Source organism: Thermodesulfobium acidiphilum, from assembly GCF_003057965.1.
Taxonomy (GTDB): domain Bacteria; phylum Thermodesulfobiota; class Thermodesulfobiia; order Thermodesulfobiales; family Thermodesulfobiaceae; genus Thermodesulfobium; species Thermodesulfobium acidiphilum.
The window spans coordinates 154,346-177,726 of sequence record NZ_CP020921.1 but is presented as its reverse complement, the minus strand read 5'-3'; the positions used below and the strand labels follow the sequence as shown (position 1 = coordinate 177,726).

The following is a 23,381-nucleotide window of genomic DNA, read 5'->3' as shown; positions in this document are numbered from 1 at the left end:
CCAGCTTTTGGGAAAGCATTTTTTAAAACTTTTAATGCTTAATCTAAAATTAATTAAGGAGGCAAGATTATGCAAAAAAAAACAGGTAAAAAAATAATAACAATTCTCGTAGATAATATAGTTCTTTCTTCCAGACCCGCCAATCTTCTTGCAGAACACGGATTTAGCGCTTTAATCGAATCCGAAAAACAAACCTTTCTCTACGATACTGGTTCAAGCGGCGTAGCCCTAATAAACAATGCGCACAGGCTTAAAAAGGATTTGAAAAATATCGATGCAATCATTCTCTCACATAATCACAGCGATCATACCGGTGGGCTTCTTACTTTGCTTGACTATCTTAGAAAGGACATAAAAATCTACGCTCACCACAATATTTTTAAGAAAACTTTTTCCAAAAAAACAAAGAAGATAACTTTTATAGGAATACCGTTTACCAGAGAAATGCTTGAATCTCTTGGAGCCAATTTTATATTTTTAGACTCACCAATCAAAATTGATGAAGACATATTTTTATCTTATCAGATAGAACCATCAAACAACTTTGAAATAACTGACCAAAATCTTTTAAAGCTCGATGAAAAAGGGCAATTAGTATCAGATACATTTGAAGAAGACATGAGTATATATTTTAAAGATGACAATAGACTATCCGTCCTGACAGGATGTGCCCATATGGGAGTAATAAATATTATTGAACAAGGCAAAAGAACAACGAGATGCAAGGAGTTAGACGCTATTATTGGGGGATCTCATCTTGGACCAGCATCTAAGGAACAACAGGACAAGACAATTGAAGCCCTAAAAATCTTGAATCCAGACAGAGTTGCCTTTACACACTGCACGGGACTTGAGATGATTTCAAGATGCTCAAACGAATTGAAGGATAGATTTATTTTTTCTGGCGTTGGCTCAACTTTCGAGGTGTAAGATATGTCAAGCGATGACTATAAGAAAGCAGCTGATATTGTTCAAGAGGGAGAAGTAGTTGTATTCTCTGGTGCTGGCATTTCTACTGAGTCCGGCATACCAGATTTCAGATCTCCTACGGGACTATGGAACCAGGAAAACTTTATTTCGCTTGCATCTATAGACGCGCTATACGAAAGAAGAAGCGAATTTATTAAGTTTTATAGAGAAAGGCTCTCAAAGATAAAGCTTGCAAGCCCAAATAGATCACACGAAATAGTCGCAAAATTAGAAGAAATAGGACTTGTAACGTGTGTAATAACTCAAAATATTGATAGATTGCACCAAAAGGCAGGTTCTAAAAGAGTTATAGAAATACACGGCAATATAGAAGAGGCATATTGCAGAACCTGTAAAGCCATATTCCCATCAAGCATTTTAGATGACGTTGAAATGTGCCCAAATTGCGGCGGAGCAATTGGACCTAATGTTGTTCTATTTGGAGAAGCTATGCCATCTAGTTTTAACAATGCGATGAATATCATAAAACAGGCTAAAACCTGTATTGTTATAGGCTCAAGTTTAAGCGTTTATCCTGCAGCAGCTATTCCGGAAACAGCACTTAAGTTTAATTCAAAACTAATTATAATTAACAAAGCAAAAACTCACCTGGATGACTTTGCCGATGTTGTGTTCAACGAGAGTTCAAGTTTGGTTCTTGAAGAAATATACAAGAAGCTATTAGTTTAAAAAACAAAAAGCCATCTTTCGCTACTATCAAGCGAAAGATGGCTTTTTGTTCTAAATTAAAATTTACTTTGTAAGAATTGGCTTCCCATCCCAGGTAATTGACTCTAAATTCTTCATATTTATATCAACCGCTTCCTTTGGAAGCTGAACATAATCAAGAGGTTCACAATACTTTTGCCCATCAGTAATAATCCACTTTACCAGATTAAGCACTGCCTTCGCCCTTGCCAGCGTATTGCCCTTGTAATTCATTTCTTTGTGTAAGAGTATGAAAGTAAATCCAGTTATAGGATAGCCTTCAGGATTTGAAGTATCAAGGACAAGAGCCCTCATATCAGAAGGCAATTTTACTCCTTCGAATGCCTTTTTTGTACTCTCGAGGGTAGGAGCAATTATGTTGCCTGATTTATTCTTTACCTTTGCAGTAGTAATATTATTTTGAAGCGCATAGGTTAGTTCTACATATCCTATTGAATAAGGATTCTGTTTAACAATAGCAGTAACGCCCTCACTGCCTTTTCCACCAAGGCCTACTGGCCATTTAACTGAGGTTCCAGCACCAACTGTATCCTTCCAGTCAGGGCTTATAAGAGAAAGATAATGGGTAAAAATGAATGTCGTTCCAGAACCATCGGATCTGTGGGCTACCACTATAGGTTTGGCTGGAAGATTTACGCCTGGGTTAAGCTTTTTAAGATATGGGTCATTCCAATCCTTAATCTTTCCAAGATATATATCAGCTATAGCCTTGCCGTCTAAAACAAGGTCATTGACTCCTGGAATGTTGTATGAGATTGACACAGCGCCCGCAGCATCTGCAATAGTAACCACCCCACCTGGCACAGCCTGCATTTCTTTTTCTGACATATAGGCATCGCTTGCAGAAAAGTCAGTAGTACCATCTTTAAGAGCGTTAATACCGCCTCCCGATCCTATTGACTGATAATTAACTTCTACTCCTTTTTCTTTCTTATATTCCTCAAACATCTTTGAAAACAGAGGATAAACAAAAGTAGAACCAGCACCAGTAAGCTGCTTTACCTGGGAAGCCGACTGAGGAGCATTGGAACTAGAGCATCCAGCCACATAAAAAACTGTAGCAACAAGTAAGAAAACGCCTAATAAAGAAAGCAAAATTCTTTTCATAAATAAACCTCCTAATAAATTTGTACTTGAATCAATATACAGTCAAAATGTTAATAGGGCGTTAATTTTAAGTTAATTTATAGTTAAATGGCTAAATCTCAAGAACATACCCAAATCCCCGCCTCGTTTTTAATATTTGTGGATTTGAAGGATCGGCCTCTATTTTTTCCCGCAACCTTCTAATATATACGTCTACCATCCTCGCTTCAACAAAATATTCTTCTCCCCAAACCTTATCTATAAGCTTTTCTCTGGAGAAAGTCCTCCCACTATTTTCAAAAAGAAAGAGCAACAATTTATACTCAGTAGCAGTTAAATTCATCAAATTTCCGTGGAAATGAATCTGACTCTTCTCCCTGTCTACTCTGAATGGTCCCTTCTCAGCTACCAAACCAAAGCCATCTTTTCTTCTGATAAGACTCTTTATCCTTGCAAGTAACTCTTTCATTCCAAAAGGCTTCGTCAGATAATCATCAGCCCCCAACTCTAATAAACTAACTTTATTGTGTTCTTCTGAAAGCGCCGAAAGGACCAAAATAGGAATTTTTATCCCCCTTGCCCTTAAAACTTTAAGTATTTCAGAACCAAACATATCTGGAAGCATCAAGTCAAGTATTATAAGAGAAATTTCTTTTTCATCAAAAATGTCAAATGTATCGCCTGCACTAAAAGCTTGAACAACTTTAAAGCCGTTTAGGCTTAAGAAAGTCTTTATATTATTTGATATATCAATATCGTCTTCAACTAAAAGAATTTTATTGTCCATATTTCTATTATAATATCAGATAACATGGAACTTTTAAAAGAGGTTATTGAACTAATTGAATACCCTGTTTTAATTATTGACAAAAGAGGACAGATTGTCTACTTCAATAAAAAATTCAAAGAATTTTCATGGATAAAAGATTTAGAAGGCAAATATTATTTTGAAGTACTTAGGTTCTCTGAAGCCCACGAGATATTAAAGGATAACAAAATAAAAGACTTTGAAAAAGAGATATTTTTAGGCATGAATTTAACAAAATATACGTTTATTTTAAAGTCGTCACAGGATTTGAGAATCATAGTCTTAAAGCCTGGAGAAAATAAAGAAGAGTCAGAGCTAAAAAAAAGACTTCTTGGTCAGATCTCTCATGAATTAAAAACCCCAGTTGCAGCCATTAGTTCGATTATAGAAACAGGAGAAGCTACAGGCAATATAGATTCTGCTTTCTCAGAAAAGGTGTTAGATAAGATAAAAAGACTTGATCTTGCATTAAATAACGCTATAGTAATAACAAAAATTCAACTAGGCCTAATAAATATAAAAAAAGCTAAAATTAATATCTTATTATTCCTTGAAGAAGTTTTAAAAAATTCCTTTTTAAAAAATTCACATTTAAATGTAAAAATAAATATTGAAAGAGACAAAACTGTTGAAACAGACCCGTATATTCTTAAAACTATAACAAAAAATATACTACTAAATTCAAAAATTCACGGGAAAGAACCAATATTTATTAGCTTCTATGAAAATATTCTTGTTATAGAGGATAGTGGCCCTGGGTTTAAAGAAGGAGAAATGAAGGAGCTAAATAGGCAGGATAGCTCAGGAATCGGTCTAGGAACTGCAATAATTAAAAGCCTTGCAAAAATGGCAGGCATTTTGATTCACTTCTCAAACGAAATGGGAGCACGAGTAGAACTTAGGTTTTAAAAGTTACAGGAAACATTTCTATATACATTTATTTTTATACTACTTTATAACTTGAAAGGCAGCAGACACGCCCTTTGCAGTCTCTTCCTGCAAACCGTTGTGATGGGTTTTGTCCCAGAAAGGAGCTTCATCATTTATCCACATAAGCCACATCTTCCACATAGCCTGTATATAAGCAATTAACCAGTGAAGCGAGAAAAACCAATACCTTAATGGAACATAAAGTAAAGACTTTCTGGGTAGACCTAAAACTCTTGCGCCCACGCTTGCATTAACAAGAAATGCAAAAGCCAGAAAGTTAAGTATAAAGGAAGGTAAAGTCGTATAAAACATAAATATCCTGCTAAGCTCAAGTAAAAGATACGCATAACCCACCAAAGTTAAATATGGCAAAAATATAGAAAAAAGAGTCAAACTTAAGTCTAACTTCTTATTAAAAGCCATCCTGGAAAAAATAATCTTAGGGGTATGTTCCATAAGACACTGTAAATAACCCAGAGCCCATCTGGTTCGCTGTTTCACAAGAGCACCGAAGTTTTCTACCCCTTCCTGATAAACAGATACCTCAGGACAAAATCTAATGTTATACCCCGCTTCATACAACCTTAGTGAAAGCTCAAGATCTTCAGTAAGAGCATGCTCATTCCAGCCACCAACAGCTAAAATGGCTTCTTTTTTGGTTATTTGACCATTACCCCCAAGGGTAGGCGCACCGTCTAAAAAGTCTCTACCCTCCTGATATATTCTCGTAAATATGGCAAACTCATCGTCTTGGGCCTTTGTCAAAAAATTCTTGTCGGCATTATACATCCTAACTAACGACTGAACCCCTCCGACCTTCGGATCGGATAGATATGGCATGCACTTCTTTATAAAATCAGATGGAATCCTGGTATCAGAGTCAAAGACTGCAATGACTTCTCCTTGAGATTCCCTTAAACCGGCTATCAAGGCAGCAGGTTTACCCCTTTTTGCATCTTGACCCTGATAGATAACTCTTAGTTCTGGGTATTCATCTTGCATCTGCCTTAAGATCACAGGAGTATTATCGCTAGAAACGTTGTCTATAACAATTACCTCAAATAATTTTTTGCCTTTATCATCCATATAGTCTTGATTTATAGCGTCAAGAACAGTATTTCTAATGACGTTTTCCTCGTTGTGCGCTGGTATTAGTATGCTAACATATGGCTTGTATTTCTCGTCGATCTTTTGATCTTCAAATTGCTTTATTATAAAGCCCCCTAATATTACAGTGCCATATACAATGAAAAACATCATTAGCCACTGGAGCCACTCAAAGGTGTGAGTAGCAATCCCCTGCAAAAAAGCAAAGAACAAGAGTGAGTTGAAAATTGGAAGGCTTATCTTAGCAAGTTTTGACACTTTCTCACCTACCAAAAAATTCCCATAAGTAATGCAAGTAAAATAAAAACTCCCGCTACGTAAGCAGTGAGTCTGGTTAAGCCTGAAGTAGAACCCTGTGGAGATGTAAATAGCCTTGCCTCTCCACCAATAGATCCCAGACCTTCTCCTTTTGGACCATGGAGCAAAATTAACGCAATTAGCAAAATTGCCACTCCTACTTCAAAAAGCAGTATGGCACTCTTAAAAAAATCAATCATCTGATAAGCAATTCCTCCTGAAATAAATTATACAAAATTCACTAATTTATATATAATATCACATAAGAAAAAAATCAAGAAGGTGAAAGATTGTTCGACAAAAACAAATTTTTCCAAACAGATCTTGTCTGCCCCGTATGTAAGGCTAAATTTAAACAATTAAAATTGAAAACTAATGCCTTTAGGATAAAGAGTAGAGACATTGATATGTGCAATACCTATGAAGGCATAAATCCAAATCTTTATAGCCCAGTTGTATGTCCTGAGTGTGGCTATGCAAATCTTGATCACAGTTTTCAAAACAAACTTTCAGATGTAGTAATAACGCTACTCCAAAAAGAGCTTCCCAAATCAAAACTTTATAAAATAGATGTTACAGGCGAAAGAGATTATGCGCGTGCTATAGACGCTTACGAGCAGGCAATTTATTGTGCTAATATAGCAGGTCACAGCGCAAGCCTTCTAGCAGGAATATATTTCAGGATGACCTGTCTTGCTAAAAGCTTTGGATCTTCAGATGAAGATGAGTACAGAAAAAAAGCTATAGAGTTTTACGAAAAGGCATATGATCACGAAGAATTTCCGCTAGGTGGAAAAATGAGTCAAACCCTTGTAGAATACATGATAGCTTCGATGTATTTCAAACTCAATAGGCTTGAACAGGCTGTCTACTGGTTAAACTTCTCTTTTTCAAGAGATCCAAAAGGATCAACTGACCCTAAGGCCTATTCAATGATAAAAGAATTGTGGATGACAGTAAAAAATATAATAAAAAATAAATAAAAGGGCTTATTTTTTCGCTATTCTCTTGTATATCTCATCTAACATGCGCGCTTCTTCCTGTGGAGTGATAATAGAGGTGTTAAAAGCGCCTTCTTTTAATTTGGCAATTAATTCTTTGTTATCCAATATGTAAACAATTTTTTCCTTCATACTTTCTACATCACCTAATTCTATAAGAAAACCGTTATAAGAGTCTTTTATTATTTCATCTATACCATAGGTATTAAATGAGATTACGGGAATACCAAAATACAATAGTTCTCTTGTAACCATAGAATATGATTCATATAAATATGGCAAAATGCCTAGATCCATAGAACTAAGAATCTTTGGTAAATCATCTCTTTCGTATGATCCCATATAAATTACCTTACCAAACGATTCCTCTTCAAGACATTTAACCTTTTCTTCTGATTCGCCGTCCTGACATCTGCCAAATATATAAAGGTTAAAATCTCTACTTAGTAAATCTTTATCTTTGAATAGTCTTTCTAAAATGCCAAGCCCCTTTCCCATTGCGACAGTGCCAAGATAAGCTAAATTAAGGTTTTTTCTTTTAATAGAGTCTTCTTGCATAAAAATTTTTCTCGGCGATTTCATATCTATACCAATGGGCACAACAAATGCCCTGTCCTTATTTATCTTTAAATAATTCATCATATATTCCATCCAACTAGAAGATGGGAAGATAACCGCGTCAAACTTAGCGTAAAGGTAGTTGATGTATCTAAACCTTGCAAGAAGTTTTCCTATAATTTCAGATAAAAGCCTAATTGAAAAAAGCTCATTTGATTCGTACATACTATTAAGAACACACTTTGCACACTTTTCAACTGACTCTGGACCTGTACACAAACCATCCATATTGCCTCCAGATGGTCTGATTTTTAAGCACAGCTCTTCAATAGCGTGAACTTCTCTACATATAGGAATACCCTTTGCTTCAAATAGCTCTATAATCTTTGAGCTCATTCCCACATAATCTCCCAGGTGAATTATATCTGGCTTGAAGTCATCCAGAACATCTTCCACCATACCAAGATAGTCCCGTAAATTATACCCAGAAAAGGCGTCGTCCAAAAATCTCTCCTGCCAATTGAGAATAGGTATTTTATAAACTGTATCACTCAAAGCATTCTCTTTTTTAAATTTTGTAGATGCATCAGGGTGAGGTATCAAAACAGCAGTCTCATATCCTAAAGATCTCATATGCTTCATTTGGGAATAAGTAGCCAACGGTGTACCTGTATGTTCATATGGAGGAATAGAGTGGTTTACAAAAAGAAGCCTTCTTGGTTTTCTCCCCACATAAAAAGTTGAAGAATATCTCCTGTTTTTTATTTTTGCTATTACAAAGATATTTTCGATTGCTTTTTTATCTATATCTTCTTTAAGACTAAAGTCCTGGTTTAAAACATTGTCTAAATTTACTACTTCTGTAAAGTATACTTCTACCCTCTCAAAAAATTTATCGAAAAATTTTTTTACCTTGTCAGGTGTCCAATTACTAACATGATCGGAATTCAAATCGCTTCCGTGATATCGCCAGTGAGGAACGCTTAGAATTAAAGTACCGTCACCTTTAAGGAGATCTATTGCACAATTTAAAAATTTCTCAGAATCCTGGACATGTTCAATAGTTTCAAGGCTCACAACATAGTCATATTTAGAACCAAATTTATACAAATCTTCCATTGAGGAGTTTACGAAACTTACATTTTCTTTACTAAAATTTAACGCCTTTGCAAGATTGATTGCTCCTTCGTCCTTATCAGCCCCACAGATAACAGCATTATCAATAAAGCCAAGAATAATCGAGCCATAACCACTGCCACATGAACAATCAAGGATATTAAGATCCAATCTTTTTTTATTTCTTAATCTAATAATATTAGCAACATGCTTATAAAACAAGATAAACTTTAAATACGATGCATTACCAATACCAGGAAATGACCTTCTATGCGGGTTAACGTTATTATCTAGTGACTTTATATAGTTATAGTTTTCAGTAAAAATCGTAGTATTAGGTGGTTTTATGTTATCTTTGTAAGATGAGATTATTGTAAAAGATTGCTCGAAAATTTTTGATAAGTTAGTTATATCAATAGTTTTCAATACATTGGGGATTAATAGCCTATTTTCTTCAAATGTATTTAGAAAAATAGGAAATATTTTGTTTCTCAACTTATCGCAAAGAACTATATCAAAAAAAACCTGTCCTCTGATTATGTGAATGTTTACGACAGCAAGTTCCCAATCTGAGCCCTCTAAAGAGTTATATAGTTGATATTTATCATAAATGCCAGAAAATACAATATCAAATGACATAAAATTACTTTATATCCCTTTTTCAGGCATATTTTGCACTACGTCTTTTACCGCTTCAAAGATGTTTTCAGCAGCAGTTTCAGGCTCTATTTCCTCCCAATGTAGATCGCTTTCATCGCTTTTCATATTAAGAAGTAATTTGCCATTCGAATCGAAGTATCCAATAGAAAGAATGGTATACGTCATATTTTTAGGATTGAATCTCCACTTCCAAAGGGAGTGATCTAAATTTATTTTTTTATTAATCTTAGACTCAATAAATTCTAATTCTCGATTTTTTGCTGATTCACTCTTTAAAACTTCCTTTATTATTACTTCCAAAAAACCATCCTCTTCTTGAATTGAGCGTGTATCTATAAAGTAATCTTCATCTTCTGTTGCAACCCCTAAAAACCATCTATCTTCCATTTTTCCTCCAAATAATTTATTTTTTATTATACGATAAATTCTTACTTTTTTATTCCAAAAAATTTACAAAACCTTGAAACAAAGGAATCGCTTTTGGTAATATCTAATCCACTCTTAGAACCTTCCTTTCTAGAAGCCTCAAACTCATCGGGTTTGTTAAAATGAGATTTTGGCAGTATGCTTTGAATCCGGTTTTGACTATAAAGGTTTTCTAAAAGCTTGTTGGAAATAATCTCTATTTGTCTTGAAGCACCAGATCTAGGATAATTTATTAGAAGAGGTTTACTTTGTTTTACTGACAAAACCATTTCTTCAGAATATGAAATACTCCCAAGTATTTCTAAATTTACGTTTAATCTTGATTTTACCATTGGTATAAATACTTCATAAATTCTTTTAACCTCATCAAAGCTCCTTGCCATATTTATTACAAGATATATTTTATGAACAACAGAAAGCCTATTAGAGATTATCTTGATAAAGCTGTAAGCATCGGTAAGAGCGGTTGGATCGGGATTGGTAACAACAACAATATTGTTTGATGCAATGGAGAAGTTTATTATATTATCCTGAATTCCTGCCCCCACATCAATTATTAATATATCTGTCTGAGACTCAAGGATATCAAGGGATACAAGAAGTTCCTCTTGTTTGTAAGATGGAAGATTTGCAGCGTCTGAGATGCCTGATGCTCCAGGAATCAATATAAAATTACTATTATAAAAGTACAATATGTCTTCAAATGGGGCATTGTTGTACAAAAAATCAGCCCAATTTTTTTTAGGTTTTATCCCCAATATTATATTTGCGTTTGCAAGCCCCACATCTGCATCCAGAAGAACTGTTTTTATTCCATTTTTTGCAAAGGATAGGGCTACGTTCACGCTAAGCACTGTCTTTCCTGTACCGCCTTTCCCACCAGCAAAAGAGATTGAAAGCTTGTTTTTAAATGGTTGTCGATTTGATTGAGAGTATAAAACGCTACTTAGTCTTTCCCTTAGCTTTCTTAATTCTTGCGCCTGATCGCTCATATCCCAGAACCTTCAGGGTAAAAATCTCTATATTTAGAGTTTAATTGGTTTGAGAGAAATTCATCAGATGCTACCTCCAGATTATCAGGAACGCTTTGGCCGGTGCCAAAAAGTGAAATAGGCAAATTGTTTTCAATTGAAAGCTCAATAATATGTCCAAGAGACACTACTTCGTCAAGCTTGGTCCATATGATGCTAACTGGCTTAAGTGCTTTATACTTATTAATGTAAAGGTTTAATTCTTGAGGTTTATAGTTAGCACAAAGAACTAGATGAATTTCCGTATCTATCCCAGTAGACAAAAAAGCTGAAATTTCTTTAATTTTACTGTCCTGAAAAGGAGAAAATCCCATAGTATCTATAAGAAAGAGATCAATTGAATTTTTCTCTTTTTTTACGATCTCTTTCAATTCTTTAGGAGAGTGCGCCACAAAAAAAGGCAGTTCCATAATATCTGCATAAGCTTTAAGTTGATCCAGAGCTGCTATTCTAAAGGTATCAAGTGTAATAAGACAAACCCTTTTCTTCATCAATAAAGACATCCTCGCAGCTATTTTTGCAATTGTAGTAGTCTTCCCTGCTCCAGTAGGACCTAAAAATGCAAGCGCTATAACCCCCGCTCTTTCGTTAAAAAAGGGGTAGAAGCCAAGCCCTTTAAAAAAATATCTTGCTCCAGCATCAAACTCTCCTGTAGTACTTATCAATATAGATGAATCTTTTGTTTTCCCACGAAAGTTGTGAAATTTCAAGAACGGCACTTCAGGTTCATCAACTCTTTTAGCCTTTTTAAGAAGTGAGAGGCTTTCCTGACTTTTTTTCAAAACCTGTAATTCCCTTTTAAATTCTTCTACCTCTTTAGCCAGTTCATCAAGCTTTCTGCTCTCCTGATTAACCGTTGCAATTACTTCAAACGCATTTTCCTTTCTCCAGATCATCCAACGAGGAGCAGTATTGATAGGTCTGGAATACAGTATAAGCGCATCCTCCCCCAGGTCTCTTCTAATCATCAAGATAGCTTCAGGAATAGTTTTTGCAATGTATCTTTTTACGTTCATATCAATATCTCCTCCAGAAGTCTACGAGTATTATCAAAGCTTGAAGCGTCATCAGGTGATTGTTTTAAAAATTCCTCTATTTTCGACATCTTTTCTATACTTTCGTCAATCTTTGAATTTGAACCTTTCTGATATGCCCCTATGTTAATAAGATCATACGCCTCCTTATATGAGGCTATCAACTCTTTTATTCGATAACTAAGATTTAGATGCTCTTTATCAGTGATAGAACTCATTAGCCTGCTTATGCTTTGTGAAATATCAATTGGAGGATAGTACCCCCTTTCGGCAAGGTCTCTAGATAAGACTATATGACCATCCAATATACTTCTTGCATGATCTGCTATTGGCTCTGCAAGGTCATCCCCTTCTACAAGTACAGTATAAATGCCAGTTATTGAACCCTTATCGGAAGTCCCCGCTCTCTCTAAAAGTCTTGCCATCATCGTGAAAACAGATGGCGGATATCCTCTAGTAGTAGGTGGCTCTCCAATTGAGAGTCCCAATTCCCTTTGTGCCATACAAACTCTTGTTAGAGAATCCATCACCATAAGAACATCCATCCCAAGGTCCCTAAAGTATTCTGCTATCACAGTCGCAGTAAAGGCCGAAAGTACTCTCTGGGAAGGAGGATTATCTGAAGTTGACACTATCACTACAGATTTAGTAAGGCCATCCTCGCCTAGGCTTTCCTCCAAAAACTCTCTAACCTCACGACCTCTTTCTCCAACTAGAGCAATAATATTTACCTGTGCGTTACAAAATCTTGATATCATTCCAAGAAGTGTAGTTTTACCAATGCCAGATCCTGCAAAGATCCCTACCCTTTGCCCTTTCCCTAAAGTCAAAAGTCCATCTATTGCTCTGATACCCGTTGATATAGGTTCTTTTATCCTCCCTCTTTTTAGCGGATGTGGAGATTTGTTTTCAATCGATCTGTATTGAGACATATCATCTCTTTCTATATATCCAGTTGACAAGGGTCTCCCCAAACCATCTAACACCTGTCCCAAAAGGTGCTTACCTACCCACAATCCCAGCTGTTTTCCCGTCTTTTTTACTATTGAGCCTGGTTCTATACCCTCAATGGCGTCAAAAGGCGTAAGATATACTTTGTTTGAAGAAAATCCAATAACCAAACATGGTATTTGGTTTTTTCCTGAATCAATGTATACTATTTCACCAATTGAAGCCTTGGGACCAATCGACTCAATTACATAACCGCTAATCTTATCAATTGTACCATTCCAGGGGAGGTAATTGTAATCTTCTATAAAATCTCTTAGAACTTTGAGATTCTTCACATCTACTCAAAGATCCTCTTTAATTCTTTTATAAAATCATCTTCCAAAGATTTTATTCTCCCGTCAAGAAAGCCTAAATCTGTTTTTATCATAAAATCCCCACTCTTTAAAACCGGATCAACTTCTACTGGCAATTCAAAACCATAAAATCTTTCTGCGTCATCTTTTGAAACCTTTATCTTTATCTCAACACTAGGAGGAATTTCCCTTAGAAAAGCTCTTATTCGCTCTTTTAGTATTTCTACGTCTTTCAGTAAATTAGAGTGCAAAATCTGGCTCACTGACTTCACTACTATATTAAAGGCTTCCTCTTCGAGTCTCTTCTCAACCCTATCAAGATATTCTTTATTTTCTTTTTCTAACTTTAATATATTTTCTTTAAATACCTGAAGCCACTCCTTTTCTTTTGCCTCTATTTCTTCCTGCGCCTTTTTCATCCCCTCTTTATATCCTAACTCGAAACCATCCTTTCTAGCATTTTCTTTTAGCATTTCGATTTCAGACATTGCTTTATTTATTATATCTTCTTTATCCACTGTTTCTTCTTTTTTATCAATATTATTTGACAACGCTTCAGGCTCGGAACATTCAGTTTGCTGTTTCACAGGAACAACAAAACACTCTTTCCCCAAATATACGTTTTTTAAAACCCTAGAGTTTTTTATTTTCATCTTTTAAGACTTTTAACAGACTATTCATATCTTTCTCTTTAAAAACAGAATTTTTCATCGAATCCTTTATCCTGTCAACTAGCTCGCTTCTTAGAACTCTAATATCTTTTGAAGCATCAATTCCAACCTTTACCACATCTCTCTCAATAGAGATTATCGTTATCACAATATTATCGCTTATAACAAAACTTTGACCTGGTTTTCTGCTAATAACTAACACTAATATTTCTCTCGTAATCTATAATGTTCCCATACAAATCAGTAGATCCGACTATAACGACATCCAAAGTTTTGAGCAGGTCAATCTCAATATCCCTTTCAAGATAAGTTACAGTTCCTTCATCTGACATCTTTGCAAAAACCTTCACAACAGGCCTTAAAGGATAAGACGTATTTATTGACTTCACTACTCCAACAAGGTTATTTGATAAAATTACCGACGTGCCAGTCGGATATATTATTATCTTTTTTGAAAAAAGCTTTACAATTTCCGGGTCAAAGAGTCTACCAGACTGAGACATAACGTATTCATATACCTCGCTTGGGAAAAGAGCCTTTCTATAAGGCATTTCAGATGTCATAGCTTCAAAGACATCAATCACAGCAATTAACCTTGCAAGCTCAAAAATCTCTTCCCCTTTTAACCCTAACGGATAACCGCTCCCATCAAATCTCTCGTGGTGTTGTAAAACTGCTTTTCGAACTGTTGAAGAAAAATTATTTTTTGTAAGAATAACATCGGCAAGCTTTGGATGCTGTTTTATAATCTCTATTTCTTCAGGAGTAAGTTTCCCCTTCTTGTTTCTAATGCTTTCGTCTATAAATGCATATCCAATATCGTGTAAAAATGCTGCTTTTGCTAAATCTCTGAGTTTATTTTCGCTATATCCCATGCTTATACCCAAAATAGAGCAAAAAAGCATCGTTCTAGCAAGGTGCCTAAATAGATAATCAGAAGACACCATCAAGTCATCTATTACTATGGCAATGTTCTTCTTGCTCAGTATTTCATTTATCACGGTAACAGCAAGGTGTTGAATCTTTTGGGGGTCTAGTTCTTGAGTCCTTTTTATCTTGCCAAATACATCTTTTGACGTCTTTATTATTTCAAGTTCTGTATTTTGGGATATCATTTCAAGTCGCTCAACGTCCTCAAAGCCAGGCGCCTCAATATAAACATAGTTAAAACCCAATTCCTTAAGGCGCTTTATGACTATGGCCTTCAGTGGTATACCTGCTCCGATAAGAACACGACCTGCTTCATCAATTACAGGGTAGGCTAATACGTCACCTTCCTTAAGATTTTCGACTCTAGTTCTTATCATTGAAATGAACTCCCAACAAAAATTTTGGGCAAAAAAAGTAAGTCTTTGCCTTTAATTGCTATTATATCACAAGGAAGGTGGCCACCCAGAAGAAAAACAATATTTATTATCTAAACTAAGTATTTTGATCTAAAAGCTTTTTCTTATCTTCAACTAAATTTGACTGCAAATATTCTCTCTTTGAGTCCTCATCAAATCTCAAATCTTTAAGATCTTGTTTTACTCTTTCAATCTCTTTGTTTAATATTTCGATATTTTCACCTTGAATCCTTTTCAATTCATTCAAAATATTTAGCGATTCAGGCTTAAATTGACCAAATTTAACCTTTATCTCATCAAGTTCTCTAATTATTAGACTCTTTTCTTTTATAATAGCATCAATATCAGAAAGCCTTTTTTCTTTCAACAACTCTCTTTCTCTAATAAGAAGTTCCCTGAACTTCTTAAAAAGTTCTTCTTCTCTCACTTCACCAAGAGTCCCATCTTTGAAAATGCCTCTTCCCAACCACTCTTTAGAGTATCTATAAGGCCAATCACGTTGTCTATCCTCTCAATAGAATTCTCAGCATTTGCTATTGTTAGCTCTTTTGTGTAATAAAAGTACAGGGAAGTAAGAGAGCCTACAATTTCTTTGTCTTGACTTTGATCGAGCATTGAAATCAGAGTAAGTATTATCATCTGAGCTTTGGATATACTTTTACTCTTTACAAAAAAATCCTTCTTTTTAATAGCTTCTTTGGCTATTTTCAGGTTTTTTATAATAGTTTCATAAGACATTATCAAAATCTTCCAGGGTGGAGACGTTTCTAATTCATTTGTTTTATATACCTGCGAGCCATAAGGCGTCATCTTTTTCCTCCTTTACCAAAATAACTAGATTATAATTTAACTTAAGGTTATTAACCTGAAGAACTTGTAGAGGACCCTGAAGCCGAACCAGATCCCGTAACAGAACTCAAGCCACCAGCAGAAGACAAAGACCCTGACAATGCGCTTGATCCTGAAAGAGAAGCTGTCTGATATCCTAACCACATGTTTTGTAAATCAAGACTCGCAAGCGTAGCCTCCATTTGAGCAAATTGTTTTAAATATAAGTTTCTTCTTTGCTGAATAAAAGCCGTTTGTTGATTTATCTGATTTTGAAGTGCACTGTTAGTATTGTTAAGGTTGGTAATTACAGTAGACAATTGACCAAAGGGCTGAGTAATGGGAGTTAGAGCATCCAGAACCTGCTGGAATATTCCCTTGTTCATAGTAACCTGAAAACTTCCTGTAAAACCAGGAGTGACGCTTATTCCAAGACCATCTGCAGGAGTAGAGCTTAAGCCGTTTATTATATTGCCCTGTCCTGTCACGCTCTGGCCATTAATAGTAGCAATAGCATTGCCATTAGGATCCCAACCAGTAACATTTATTGTATAGACACCGCCTTGTGTCTGAGAAGAAAAACCTATCACAGTAGCATTTGGATTATTTGTAGTGCCCAGTCCTATCATCGCGTTTGCTACCGCCTGAGGGTTAGAATTATAAGCGCTATCAAAGGTAGAAGAGTTAAAACTAAGCTGTCCCATAGTAGAAGGATCAGTAGATATTGTAATCCCAAGATCAGCAATTGAGGCAGGACTTCCCTGGGAGATGTTACCTTTGGCGGCAGAAGAGATAGCTTGTGTTAATTGATTCATAAAATTATTGAAACTTGGATCTGAGAACAAAACCCCTGCTTGCTTGGTTGTAGAATTATACGAAGCATATTGATTCCTAAAGGCTATTATGTTGTTATAATCAGTAATAAAATTATTTATCAGAGTTTTCGCATTGGAATCGTTGTAACTAACGTTAAGGGTAGCCTGTCCTACTCCCACCAGATTTATAGAAAGACCTGGCACTATTGTAGTGATCGTATTAGAGCTGCTATTAATTGTAATTGGATTGGTAGTCCCTAGTTGAACCTGTGCATCCTGAGCAGCGGTAAGCGTAATGCCTTGAGTATAATCAGTAGAACTTGTTGCTCCAGAAAAACTAACCACAGTTCCGCCATTGGTTACATTGTCGGTTACAGTAAAGCCATTTGCCACACCTGTTTTATTGGAGGTCAAAATCAAAAAAGTACCATTAGAATTACTAATAATGTTTGCAGTAACAGGAGAACCAGAAGCGCTGTTTATTGCGTCAGCCAGTCCTTGAAGTGTATCATTAGAAGAAGTAATATTTATCGTAAGAGGGGTAGAACCATTATTGGGGGTAATAGTAAAAGTGCCCTGTCCAATTGTAGCGCTTGCCGATGAAAAGCTTTGAGACCTTGAGCTTTGTGCAGTTGCAAGTTGAGTAACGTTCAAAGCATATGAACCAGGTTGAGTTGCGCCTGATGAAGTTGCTGTAAGAACGCTTGTATTTGAACTGATAGCAGTAGCAGACAAAACGTTGTTTTGGTTTGCAAGAGAAGTAGCATCGCTTTGAAGTTTTGTAAAAAGGCTTTGCAAGTTATTCCAGGCAGATATCTTTGCCTGCAGAGTAGCTTGTTCTGATTGAAGTTGATTTAGCGTTCCCTCATCTTGCTGGGTCATAGCATTAACAAGAGCCGTAGTATCAATTCCAGATGCCAAACCGACAATTGATGCGCTCCCTAAACTCACGTTATTCAAAAGAGAACTTGTATTTGATGACGAGGTTGGATTTACACTGGACATCTTCTCACACCTTCTTATCTATTAATAAATTTCCTGATCCGTTTATAAAACTAAATATCATATCAAGATATTTCTTAGGAGGAAATTCGCTTATGGTTTCATTCGTTTGTGCATTGTAAACTTTAATATAATAAACTCCTTTCATCTTTTCATACACCTCAAACTTACTCTTTATGTCAAGATTTTTGGCTATATTGTTCAGGCTCTTTGCTATACTTTTAAGGTTTTTAAGACTTATTTCGCTATTATTATCTGAGCCTGGCTTTTGATCTATTGGTATAGCTTCTATCTTATTGCTTATAGTATTGTTTTCCACTTTATTGGCTACCACCTGTGACTGCTGAATAGCCATCAATTCTGGCTGTATCTGAACAGCTTTGTTTAATTGATTTTTGCTACTAGCATCCACTTTTTGCCTCCTTATAAATTTTGTTGTTATTTATATTCTTTAGACAGAACATAAAAAACAACAAATGCCCGGGGGAATTCCCCGGGCAAACTATTATTGCAAAAGCGTAAGTAAAGCAGATGGAATCTGGTTTGCTTGCGAAAGCATTGCAATGCCCGATTTCATCAAAATCTGAAGTCTTGTAAAGTTGGTCATCTCAGCAGCCATATTAGTATCCTGAATTGCAGCATTGGATGCAGACAGATTAGTTTGTGCTATAGAAAGAGAATTGACGTTCGACTGAAGGGTATTTGTCTGGAAGGCACCGAGACTGGACGCAATAACTGATACTTCAGTATTTGCAGCATCTAAGACCTGTATTGCATTTTGTGCGCCAGATAGAGTCTGGACGTTTATCTGGGAAACGCTCTCTCCAAGTCCTGCGCTAAATCCAAGCGCATCTGGAGTAAGGTTATTAATTACCATACTCACAAGCTGTCCTGCATTTGCGCCTATCTGGAAGGTAGCACTATTCTTTGCAAGAACGCCTACGTTAACCTGTGATCCTGTATTAAGCATGCCAACAGCAGTAGTCCAATTTGGATTGGCAGTAGCTTCAAAAGAAGCAGATAAAGCCGAATTGCCAGTAGTAACTGTTCCACTCCCACCTGAACCGCTAGTCAATGTTAAATTGGCATAAAAGCCCACATACTTATTAGTTGACGCAGTATCTGCTATAACAAATTGACCGGACGTTCCGCTGCTATTTCCTGCAATGTAGTTAGCAGTGAGCGTATCACCTGCAGAAGCAGCTGTACCTATACCAACCTGCACAACCAAATCCTGCCCTCCAGTAGCCGTTGCTCCAGACAATTGTCCTGATACAACACCGGATGCTCCAGAACTAACAGTTACAGGTGAAATCGAAAAGCTAAACTTCGAACCATACTGTACACTTCCAAGATCAACCTCACCAGAAGCTGCTGCTGTATTTAAAGCAGCAAAAACCTGAGTGGTTCCACTAAACTGGTTTATTGCATTTACAATATTAGTTAGAGCAGCAGAACCTGAAACACCACTAGCTATAGTAGCAGTAATAGCTTGAGTATTTATAATGTTTCCTGCAGAATCCAGGGTATTAATAGAAAATGCAATTGTTCCACCCGCACCCGAAGCCGAAGTGCCAAGAAATGCACCTGTCATATATGCCTGAGTAGCTTGCTGTTTAATCTGCATTGAAATGTTGCCAAGGTAATTAAGATTTGTTGCACTCGCCGCTACACCCATGCCACTTATATCGTTTGGCGTCGTTATCTGGGTGTTATAACCAAAGTTACCATTTAAGAGCTTTACGTTTCCAAATGCAGTGGTAGCTGCAATATTCTTTAGAGATGAAATAGCAGAGTTAATCTGGTACTGATCGGCCTGTCTCGAGGCTGTATCATTCACAGCCGTGTTCGATGCACTCACTGCAAGAGTTCTCATCGACTGAATAAGGTTTGTAACCTCAGTAAGGGCTCCTGCAGCAGTTTGAATCATATTTATGCCATCATTTGAATTCTGAATTGCCTGTCCCAGGCCTTTAATTTGTGCCTGAAGCGTGTTTGAAATTGTAAGACCTGCCGGGTCATCTGCAGCACTGTTAATTCTAAGACCCGTAGATAACTTCTCAAGACTTGAACTCATTGCGTTACTTGTCTGAGAGAGATTGTAGTTTGCCTGCATAGCAGACACATTTGTGTTAATGTAAAGAGCCATCTCTTAAACCTCCATGTTTTTAAAATTTTCTTCCCTGGATGGATCAAAAACTTACCTCAAATTATCCCCTTCCTTCACCTCCTTAATAGATATTTTTCATCTAAACATAGTATCGGAAAATTTTTACAAAAATTTAATACTCGAAGTCGCTAAATGAATAGTTAAGCATTGGATTAAAATATAAGTCAGCATCGCTAATAATAAATTTTTTATACCTTGTAAGAATTCTTGAAAGTTCCTTACTTACTAAAGATGTCTTTTTCTTAGAAGACTCAAATTTATTATTAGATGTAATAGGTTCTTCAAACATAGCCGTAAAATAGGGCAACACTACAGTTCTCTTTCCCATTTCAAGAGCCTTTAGAGAGAGTTCAAGCTGAGAAAAAGGCGTATCTGAAATTGATCCTAATTCTAAAAACAAATGCCTTTTTATGGCAAATATCTCTATAATAGGGGAAATAAAATTGCTCGTAACAGAACCTCTTTTCGTAAGTCCTTCTTCATCTGCATTTGAAAGGTTCATGGCATAAAAGACCCTGTTCTTAGAAATTACTATGCCAGTACCAATTACCAATTTATTCTGACTATAGAGCGCCTTCAGGGAAGTGATACCAACATCCTTTTTTGAAAGATAAGAGTTAAGTCCGAGTATAACGTCATTATCAATATACCTTAAGCTATCCTTTATAACCAGCACGTTTTCTGAATTTGATTCTTTTGCTGCATTGAATAGTTGCCTAAAATTAGAAACTCTTGTCACCTTAAAGTCTTTGGAAATGCTATCTAGCACGTCTTCATGAACATTTTCTCCTACAACAAATACTTCAATAGGAACCTCAGCAATCTTTGGATAAATTCTAAAACAGCCGTAATTTTCTTCTATTCTCTCATATTCAAATCCTATTCTTTCCAGATGATTTTCTAAAGCTATCCTTTCAGCATTAGAATCTTTTGATTCTGAAGTTCTTATTAAATGCATTGGGATCCTAAAAGTTTTGGGATTTTTTTCTGAAATTCTGAGCAAGATATCATAATAAAAATCAGGATATATTTTTTCGAGTTTTTTTGTTATTCCGTTTTCTATTCTTTGAGAATCAAATTCCAAAAGCTCTTCAAGTAAAACGTCTAAGTCTGGCATATCAGAAATTCTTTCCCTCAGGACATCTATTAAAAGCTCTTTTTCGACAACAAAAGTTTTTCCTACATAGTTATAGCTTTCTAGAAATTCTACAGAGAGATCAGGGGTACAAATTGGCTCATTATCAAGAATATAATCGGTAGTTATTAATTGGGGCGAACATTCCTTTGCAATGCCATAAACATAAGACATAAACCACGGGTGAAGTCTGGCATCCTTGTGTGTTATAACAAAATACCTTTCTTTCATAGAAAGTATTCTCTCTAAAAAACTTTTTGAATCTGCAAATTCCACTACCTGAAATGCAGGAAATTGTTGCCAGCGTAATGTCTTATAAAGTTCCTCAAGATTAAATCCTTCTTCTTTTAAAACACAAACGCTCAAAAAGTCAGACTCTAAATCGTTTCTAAAATACGGTGACAATATACTTTTGCCTCTCTCAAAACTACTCATCTCTAATACTCTATCTTTGTTAGTTAGGCCGTACTTATAGATTCTGATATCCCATTCATTTGGAGCATACCACTTTGTGTGAATATAAAAATCTGGCAGTATCTCGACTCTTGAAAAGAGTTTCTTCTGATCGTCTCTTTCTAATCCTATTCGATAGGCATGAAGTTGTTCTGAGATCTTCTCTGAAAAGGCATAGGTAACCTTACATCTTTTTGAAACCCCAGCCCAAAGAACTTTCCTTGCCTTAAGCAGGCTCTCAATAAATGCATACTCGTTGTTTTCATAATTTGCAGTTTCCATATCCTTCACTTTATCTATAAAACTTTTTCTACCAACAAGAAATTTGAATGGAAGTGCGCTCATTATCTGAATCTTTTCATCAGGAAATGATAAAGAAGACTCAACCAGAAAATATCCTGGCGCTACAGGACCCTTTAGAACGTCCATTTCTTTAAAAGCTATCCCACAGGATAAAATTTTCCCAGTCATGTCTACTAGGGTAGGAGAAATAATGTCTAAATCGTTTTCCTCTAATTCTTCAATAAGATTCTTAAAAACGTTAAAATCTGATTCATACGGCAAAAATATTGGAGTAACAATAGCAAAATGCTCACCCTTTATATTTTTTTCAATAAACGAGTACGCGTTCTGAATCCTTTCTGGCATTCTTAATATGTTTAACTCAGCATTAAAATCTTTTGTAAATTCTTCAAGAATCTTTATTTCGTTTTCAATCAAAGCTTCGTCTACAGGATAAAAAAAGTAAAATATGCTAAAAATCCCCTCTTTTTTTACAGAACATTCAGCCTTCTGGAAGACTTTTTTGGGATGTAATATATCCTCTTCATCTATGCCAATAACATCTGTTAGATAAAATTTTGCCTTTTCCTCAGACCATATGTGATTTTTCAAAACGTCTTCTCTGGCATTATTTGCAATAGAATACCTTAGTTCTTCATCTTCTATCAATTTACATATTGCGTCAAACCATTCCTTCTCTCCTTTTACCAGAATACCGCACCTTCCATCTTCAACCTCCAGTTCATACGGGTCAAGCCTGTCATATACTCCTGCAAGATTTGAACAACCATATTCATAGTATTTCAAAGGAGACCTTGCCCTGTTGAAAGGTAGATCAAGTATTGGGGCAACAGCAATCTGGAAATTTGAATATTGAAAGGGGTACACGTCAAACGGAAGCCAGTGATGAAATATTTTCCTTGTTTCATCTACCTTTAGATTTAGAAATGTTTGTAAGTCGCCACCGATATGAATATACACGTTATCATATTTTAAGACAATTTCTTTTAAAACTTCTCCCACAATATCGAAGTCCCCCACATGAGAAGAAGATCCAAACCAGCAAATATTTATATTATCTATTCCTGTTTGTCTTGCTGGTTTAACTTTCAAAAAGATATCAGGATCTAAATTGTTTGGGTTTATTACAATATTTTTATTAAATTTTTCATAAAAATTCTTTAAGAATTTGGTTGAGACAATTACTTTGTCTACCTCTCCTAACATATCTTCAAAAAAATCAAGTGGCCTTTTTCTGTAATATTTATACCTGTTAAGCCAATAATTCCTCGAAGGGTTAAATGAAGGAACGTCGTGATAAAAGTCATCAAATTCAAGCATCAGTTTTTTTCTTAGTTTTTTTATATACCTAAACTCTTCCAATCTCTCAGGATACGGGGTTTTCTGGACAATGATAAAATCGTGTTCTCTCATTAACTTTTCGTTCATCTCGTCAGTTATATTAAACTCTACAGATTTAGAAAAATATCTTTCTACAAACTTTGAAGGAAGTTTCATCCTGTAATAGGGGCAACCTGTGTGATCGCTTACAACGCCTAAAATCTTAATCATAATCCTGCTCCTTTTCCAATCTTTTAAAACTTTTCTATAGATATAAATATA

The 23,381-nt window shown here is 35.7% G+C and carries 22 protein-coding genes; 4 read left to right on the top strand and 18 right to left on the bottom strand.

All coding sequences use genetic code 11. From position 1 onward, the window contains the following. Positions 1–69: 69 nt before the first annotated feature. Complete coding sequence (locus TDSAC_RS00870) at positions 70–930, top strand: MBL fold metallo-hydrolase (RefSeq protein WP_108308020.1); 861 nt, start codon at positions 70–72, stop codon at positions 928–930. Positions 931–933: 3 nt separating this feature from the next. Beyond that, positions 934–1,659 carry an SIR2 family NAD-dependent protein deacylase gene (locus tag TDSAC_RS00865; RefSeq protein ID WP_108308017.1) on the top strand — a complete coding sequence of 242 codons (726 nt, stop codon included), beginning with the start codon at positions 934–936 and terminating at the stop codon, positions 1,657–1,659. Positions 1,660–1,722: 63 nt separating this feature from the next. On the opposite strand, the gene pstS is transcribed toward TDSAC_RS00865, so the two are convergent. Together pstS and TDSAC_RS00855 are read right to left on the bottom strand one after the other, a co-directional pair. After that, on the bottom strand, positions 1,723–2,805 hold the full coding sequence (gene pstS / locus TDSAC_RS00860; RefSeq protein ID WP_108308015.1) for a phosphate ABC transporter substrate-binding protein PstS: 1,083 nt from the start codon (positions 2,803–2,805) through the stop codon (positions 1,723–1,725). Positions 2,806–2,896: 91 nt separating this feature from the next. Continuing rightward, entirely contained in the window at positions 2,897–3,571 is a 675-nt protein-coding gene (locus TDSAC_RS00855; RefSeq protein WP_108308012.1) for a response regulator transcription factor, read from the bottom strand. Between the two features lie 24 nt (positions 3,572–3,595). Between TDSAC_RS00855 and TDSAC_RS00850 the strand changes: the two genes are divergently transcribed. Then, positions 3,596–4,501 carry a sensor histidine kinase gene (locus TDSAC_RS00850; protein WP_108308009.1) on the top strand — a complete coding sequence of 302 codons (906 nt, stop codon included), beginning with the start codon at positions 3,596–3,598 and terminating at the stop codon, positions 4,499–4,501. 39 nt (positions 4,502–4,540) lie between these two features. Here the strand turns inward: TDSAC_RS00850 and TDSAC_RS00845 are convergent, their stop codons facing one another. Then, positions 4,541–5,887 carry a glycosyltransferase family 2 protein gene (locus TDSAC_RS00845; RefSeq protein ID WP_150130261.1) on the bottom strand — a complete coding sequence of 449 codons (1,347 nt, stop codon included), beginning with the start codon at positions 5,885–5,887 and terminating at the stop codon, positions 4,541–4,543. An 8-nt stretch (positions 5,888–5,895) separates the two neighbouring features. Further along, on the bottom strand, positions 5,896–6,126 hold the full coding sequence (secG, locus tag TDSAC_RS00840) for a preprotein translocase subunit SecG (protein WP_108308004.1): 231 nt from the start codon (positions 6,124–6,126) through the stop codon (positions 5,896–5,898). 90 nt (positions 6,127–6,216) lie between these two features. On the opposite strand from secG, the gene TDSAC_RS00835 reads away from it, so the two are divergent. Continuing rightward, positions 6,217–6,909 (top strand): DUF2225 domain-containing protein, encoded by a 693-nt coding sequence (locus TDSAC_RS00835; RefSeq protein WP_108307999.1) that lies wholly within the window; start codon positions 6,217–6,219, stop codon positions 6,907–6,909. Positions 6,910–6,915: 6 nt separating this feature from the next. Here TDSAC_RS00835 and TDSAC_RS00830 read toward each other — a convergent pair whose 3' ends face one another. From TDSAC_RS00830 to TDSAC_RS00765, 14 genes are all read right to left on the bottom strand, one after another. Next, positions 6,916–9,240: a glycosyltransferase gene (locus TDSAC_RS00830; RefSeq protein ID WP_108307997.1), complete on the bottom strand. Its 2,325-nt coding sequence runs from the start codon at positions 9,238–9,240 to the stop codon at positions 6,916–6,918. 9 nt (positions 9,241–9,249) lie between these two features. After that, positions 9,250–9,648 carry a surface-adhesin E family protein gene (locus TDSAC_RS00825; protein ID WP_108307995.1) on the bottom strand — a complete coding sequence of 133 codons (399 nt, stop codon included), beginning with the start codon at positions 9,646–9,648 and terminating at the stop codon, positions 9,250–9,252. Between the two features lie 41 nt (positions 9,649–9,689). Beyond that, complete coding sequence (locus tag TDSAC_RS00820; RefSeq protein WP_108307991.1) at positions 9,690–10,679, bottom strand: MinD/ParA family ATP-binding protein; 990 nt, start codon at positions 10,677–10,679, stop codon at positions 9,690–9,692. Next, entirely contained in the window at positions 10,676–11,734 is a 1,059-nt protein-coding gene (locus TDSAC_RS00815; RefSeq protein ID WP_108307988.1) for a flagellar biosynthesis protein FlhF, read from the bottom strand. The genes TDSAC_RS00820 and TDSAC_RS00815 overlap by 4 nt, the downstream gene beginning before the upstream one ends. Continuing rightward, on the bottom strand, positions 11,731–13,038 hold the full coding sequence (locus TDSAC_RS00810; protein ID WP_108307986.1) for a FliI/YscN family ATPase: 1,308 nt from the start codon (positions 13,036–13,038) through the stop codon (positions 11,731–11,733). Before TDSAC_RS00810 ends, TDSAC_RS00815 begins: the two co-directional genes overlap by 4 nt. A gap of 2 nt (positions 13,039–13,040) precedes the next feature. Beyond that, positions 13,041–13,709 (bottom strand): FliH/SctL family protein, encoded by a 669-nt coding sequence (locus TDSAC_RS00805; protein WP_108307984.1) that lies wholly within the window; start codon positions 13,707–13,709, stop codon positions 13,041–13,043. Further along, entirely contained in the window at positions 13,690–13,929 is a 240-nt protein-coding gene (locus tag TDSAC_RS00800) for a carbon storage regulator (RefSeq protein ID WP_199919826.1), read from the bottom strand. The genes TDSAC_RS00805 and TDSAC_RS00800 overlap by 20 nt, the downstream gene beginning before the upstream one ends. Then, positions 13,916–15,034, bottom strand: a complete 1,119-nt coding sequence (locus TDSAC_RS00795; protein ID WP_108307980.1) for an HD-GYP domain-containing protein — start codon at positions 15,032–15,034, stop codon at positions 13,916–13,918. The genes TDSAC_RS00800 and TDSAC_RS00795 overlap by 14 nt, the downstream gene beginning before the upstream one ends. A gap of 115 nt (positions 15,035–15,149) precedes the next feature. Continuing rightward, complete coding sequence (locus tag TDSAC_RS00790) at positions 15,150–15,539, bottom strand: hypothetical protein (RefSeq protein ID WP_150130260.1); 390 nt, start codon at positions 15,537–15,539, stop codon at positions 15,150–15,152. Further along, on the bottom strand, positions 15,497–15,883 hold the full coding sequence (gene fliS, locus TDSAC_RS00785; RefSeq protein WP_108307976.1) for a flagellar export chaperone FliS: 387 nt from the start codon (positions 15,881–15,883) through the stop codon (positions 15,497–15,499). Before fliS ends, TDSAC_RS00790 begins: the two co-directional genes overlap by 43 nt. A gap of 50 nt (positions 15,884–15,933) precedes the next feature. Then, the gene (gene fliD / locus TDSAC_RS00780; RefSeq protein WP_108307973.1) at positions 15,934–17,721 is read right to left on the bottom strand and encodes a flagellar filament capping protein FliD; all 1,788 of its coding nucleotides are present in this window, start codon (positions 17,719–17,721) and stop codon (positions 15,934–15,936) included. Between the two features lie 4 nt (positions 17,722–17,725). After that, a complete protein-coding gene (locus tag TDSAC_RS00775; protein ID WP_108307971.1) occupies positions 17,726–18,130 on the bottom strand; it encodes a flagellar protein FlaG in 405 nt (134 codons plus the stop codon). Positions 18,131–18,223: 93 nt separating this feature from the next. Further along, positions 18,224–19,867 (bottom strand): flagellin N-terminal helical domain-containing protein, encoded by a 1,644-nt coding sequence (locus TDSAC_RS00770; protein WP_108307966.1) that lies wholly within the window; start codon positions 19,865–19,867, stop codon positions 18,224–18,226. A 133-nt stretch (positions 19,868–20,000) separates the two neighbouring features. Then, positions 20,001–23,330, bottom strand: coding sequence for a glycosyltransferase family protein (locus TDSAC_RS00765; protein ID WP_108307964.1), 3,330 nt, complete (start codon positions 23,328–23,330; stop codon positions 20,001–20,003). Between the last annotated feature and the right edge of the window lie 51 nt (positions 23,331–23,381).

Excerpts from the sequence above, each read along its gene's own strand:
- TDSAC_RS00870 (WP_108308020.1), top strand. The coding sequence starts at position 70 with ATGCAAAAAAAAACAGGTAAAAAAATAATAACAATTCTCGTAGATAAT.
- TDSAC_RS00865 (WP_108308017.1), top strand. The coding sequence starts at position 934 with ATGTCAAGCGATGACTATAAGAAAGCAGCTGATATTGTTCAAGAGGGA.
- pstS (WP_108308015.1), bottom strand. The coding sequence starts at position 2,805 with ATGAAAAGAATTTTGCTTTCTTTATTAGGCGTTTTCTTACTTGTTGCT.
- TDSAC_RS00855 (WP_108308012.1), bottom strand. The coding sequence starts at position 3,571 with ATGGACAATAAAATTCTTTTAGTTGAAGACGATATTGATATATCAAAT.
- TDSAC_RS00850 (WP_108308009.1), top strand. The coding sequence starts at position 3,596 with ATGGAACTTTTAAAAGAGGTTATTGAACTAATTGAATACCCTGTTTTA.
- secG (WP_108308004.1), bottom strand. The coding sequence starts at position 6,126 with ATGATTGATTTTTTTAAGAGTGCCATACTGCTTTTTGAAGTAGGAGTG.
- TDSAC_RS00830 (WP_108307997.1), bottom strand. The coding sequence starts at position 9,240 with ATGTCATTTGATATTGTATTTTCTGGCATTTATGATAAATATCAACTA.
- TDSAC_RS00825 (WP_108307995.1), bottom strand. The coding sequence starts at position 9,648 with ATGGAAGATAGATGGTTTTTAGGGGTTGCAACAGAAGATGAAGATTAC.
- TDSAC_RS00820 (WP_108307991.1), bottom strand. The coding sequence starts at position 10,679 with ATGAGCGATCAGGCGCAAGAATTAAGAAAGCTAAGGGAAAGACTAAGT.
- TDSAC_RS00815 (WP_108307988.1), bottom strand. The coding sequence starts at position 11,734 with ATGAACGTAAAAAGATACATTGCAAAAACTATTCCTGAAGCTATCTTG.
- TDSAC_RS00805 (WP_108307984.1), bottom strand. The coding sequence starts at position 13,709 with ATGAAAATAAAAAACTCTAGGGTTTTAAAAAACGTATATTTGGGGAAA.
- TDSAC_RS00795 (WP_108307980.1), bottom strand. The coding sequence starts at position 15,034 with ATGATAAGAACTAGAGTCGAAAATCTTAAGGAAGGTGACGTATTAGCC.
- fliS (WP_108307976.1), bottom strand. The coding sequence starts at position 15,883 with ATGACGCCTTATGGCTCGCAGGTATATAAAACAAATGAATTAGAAACG.
- fliD (WP_108307973.1), bottom strand. The coding sequence starts at position 17,721 with ATGTCCAGTGTAAATCCAACCTCGTCATCAAATACAAGTTCTCTTTTG.
- TDSAC_RS00770 (WP_108307966.1), bottom strand. The coding sequence starts at position 19,867 with ATGGCTCTTTACATTAACACAAATGTGTCTGCTATGCAGGCAAACTAC.
- TDSAC_RS00765 (WP_108307964.1), bottom strand. The coding sequence starts at position 23,330 with ATGATTAAGATTTTAGGCGTTGTAAGCGATCACACAGGTTGCCCCTAT.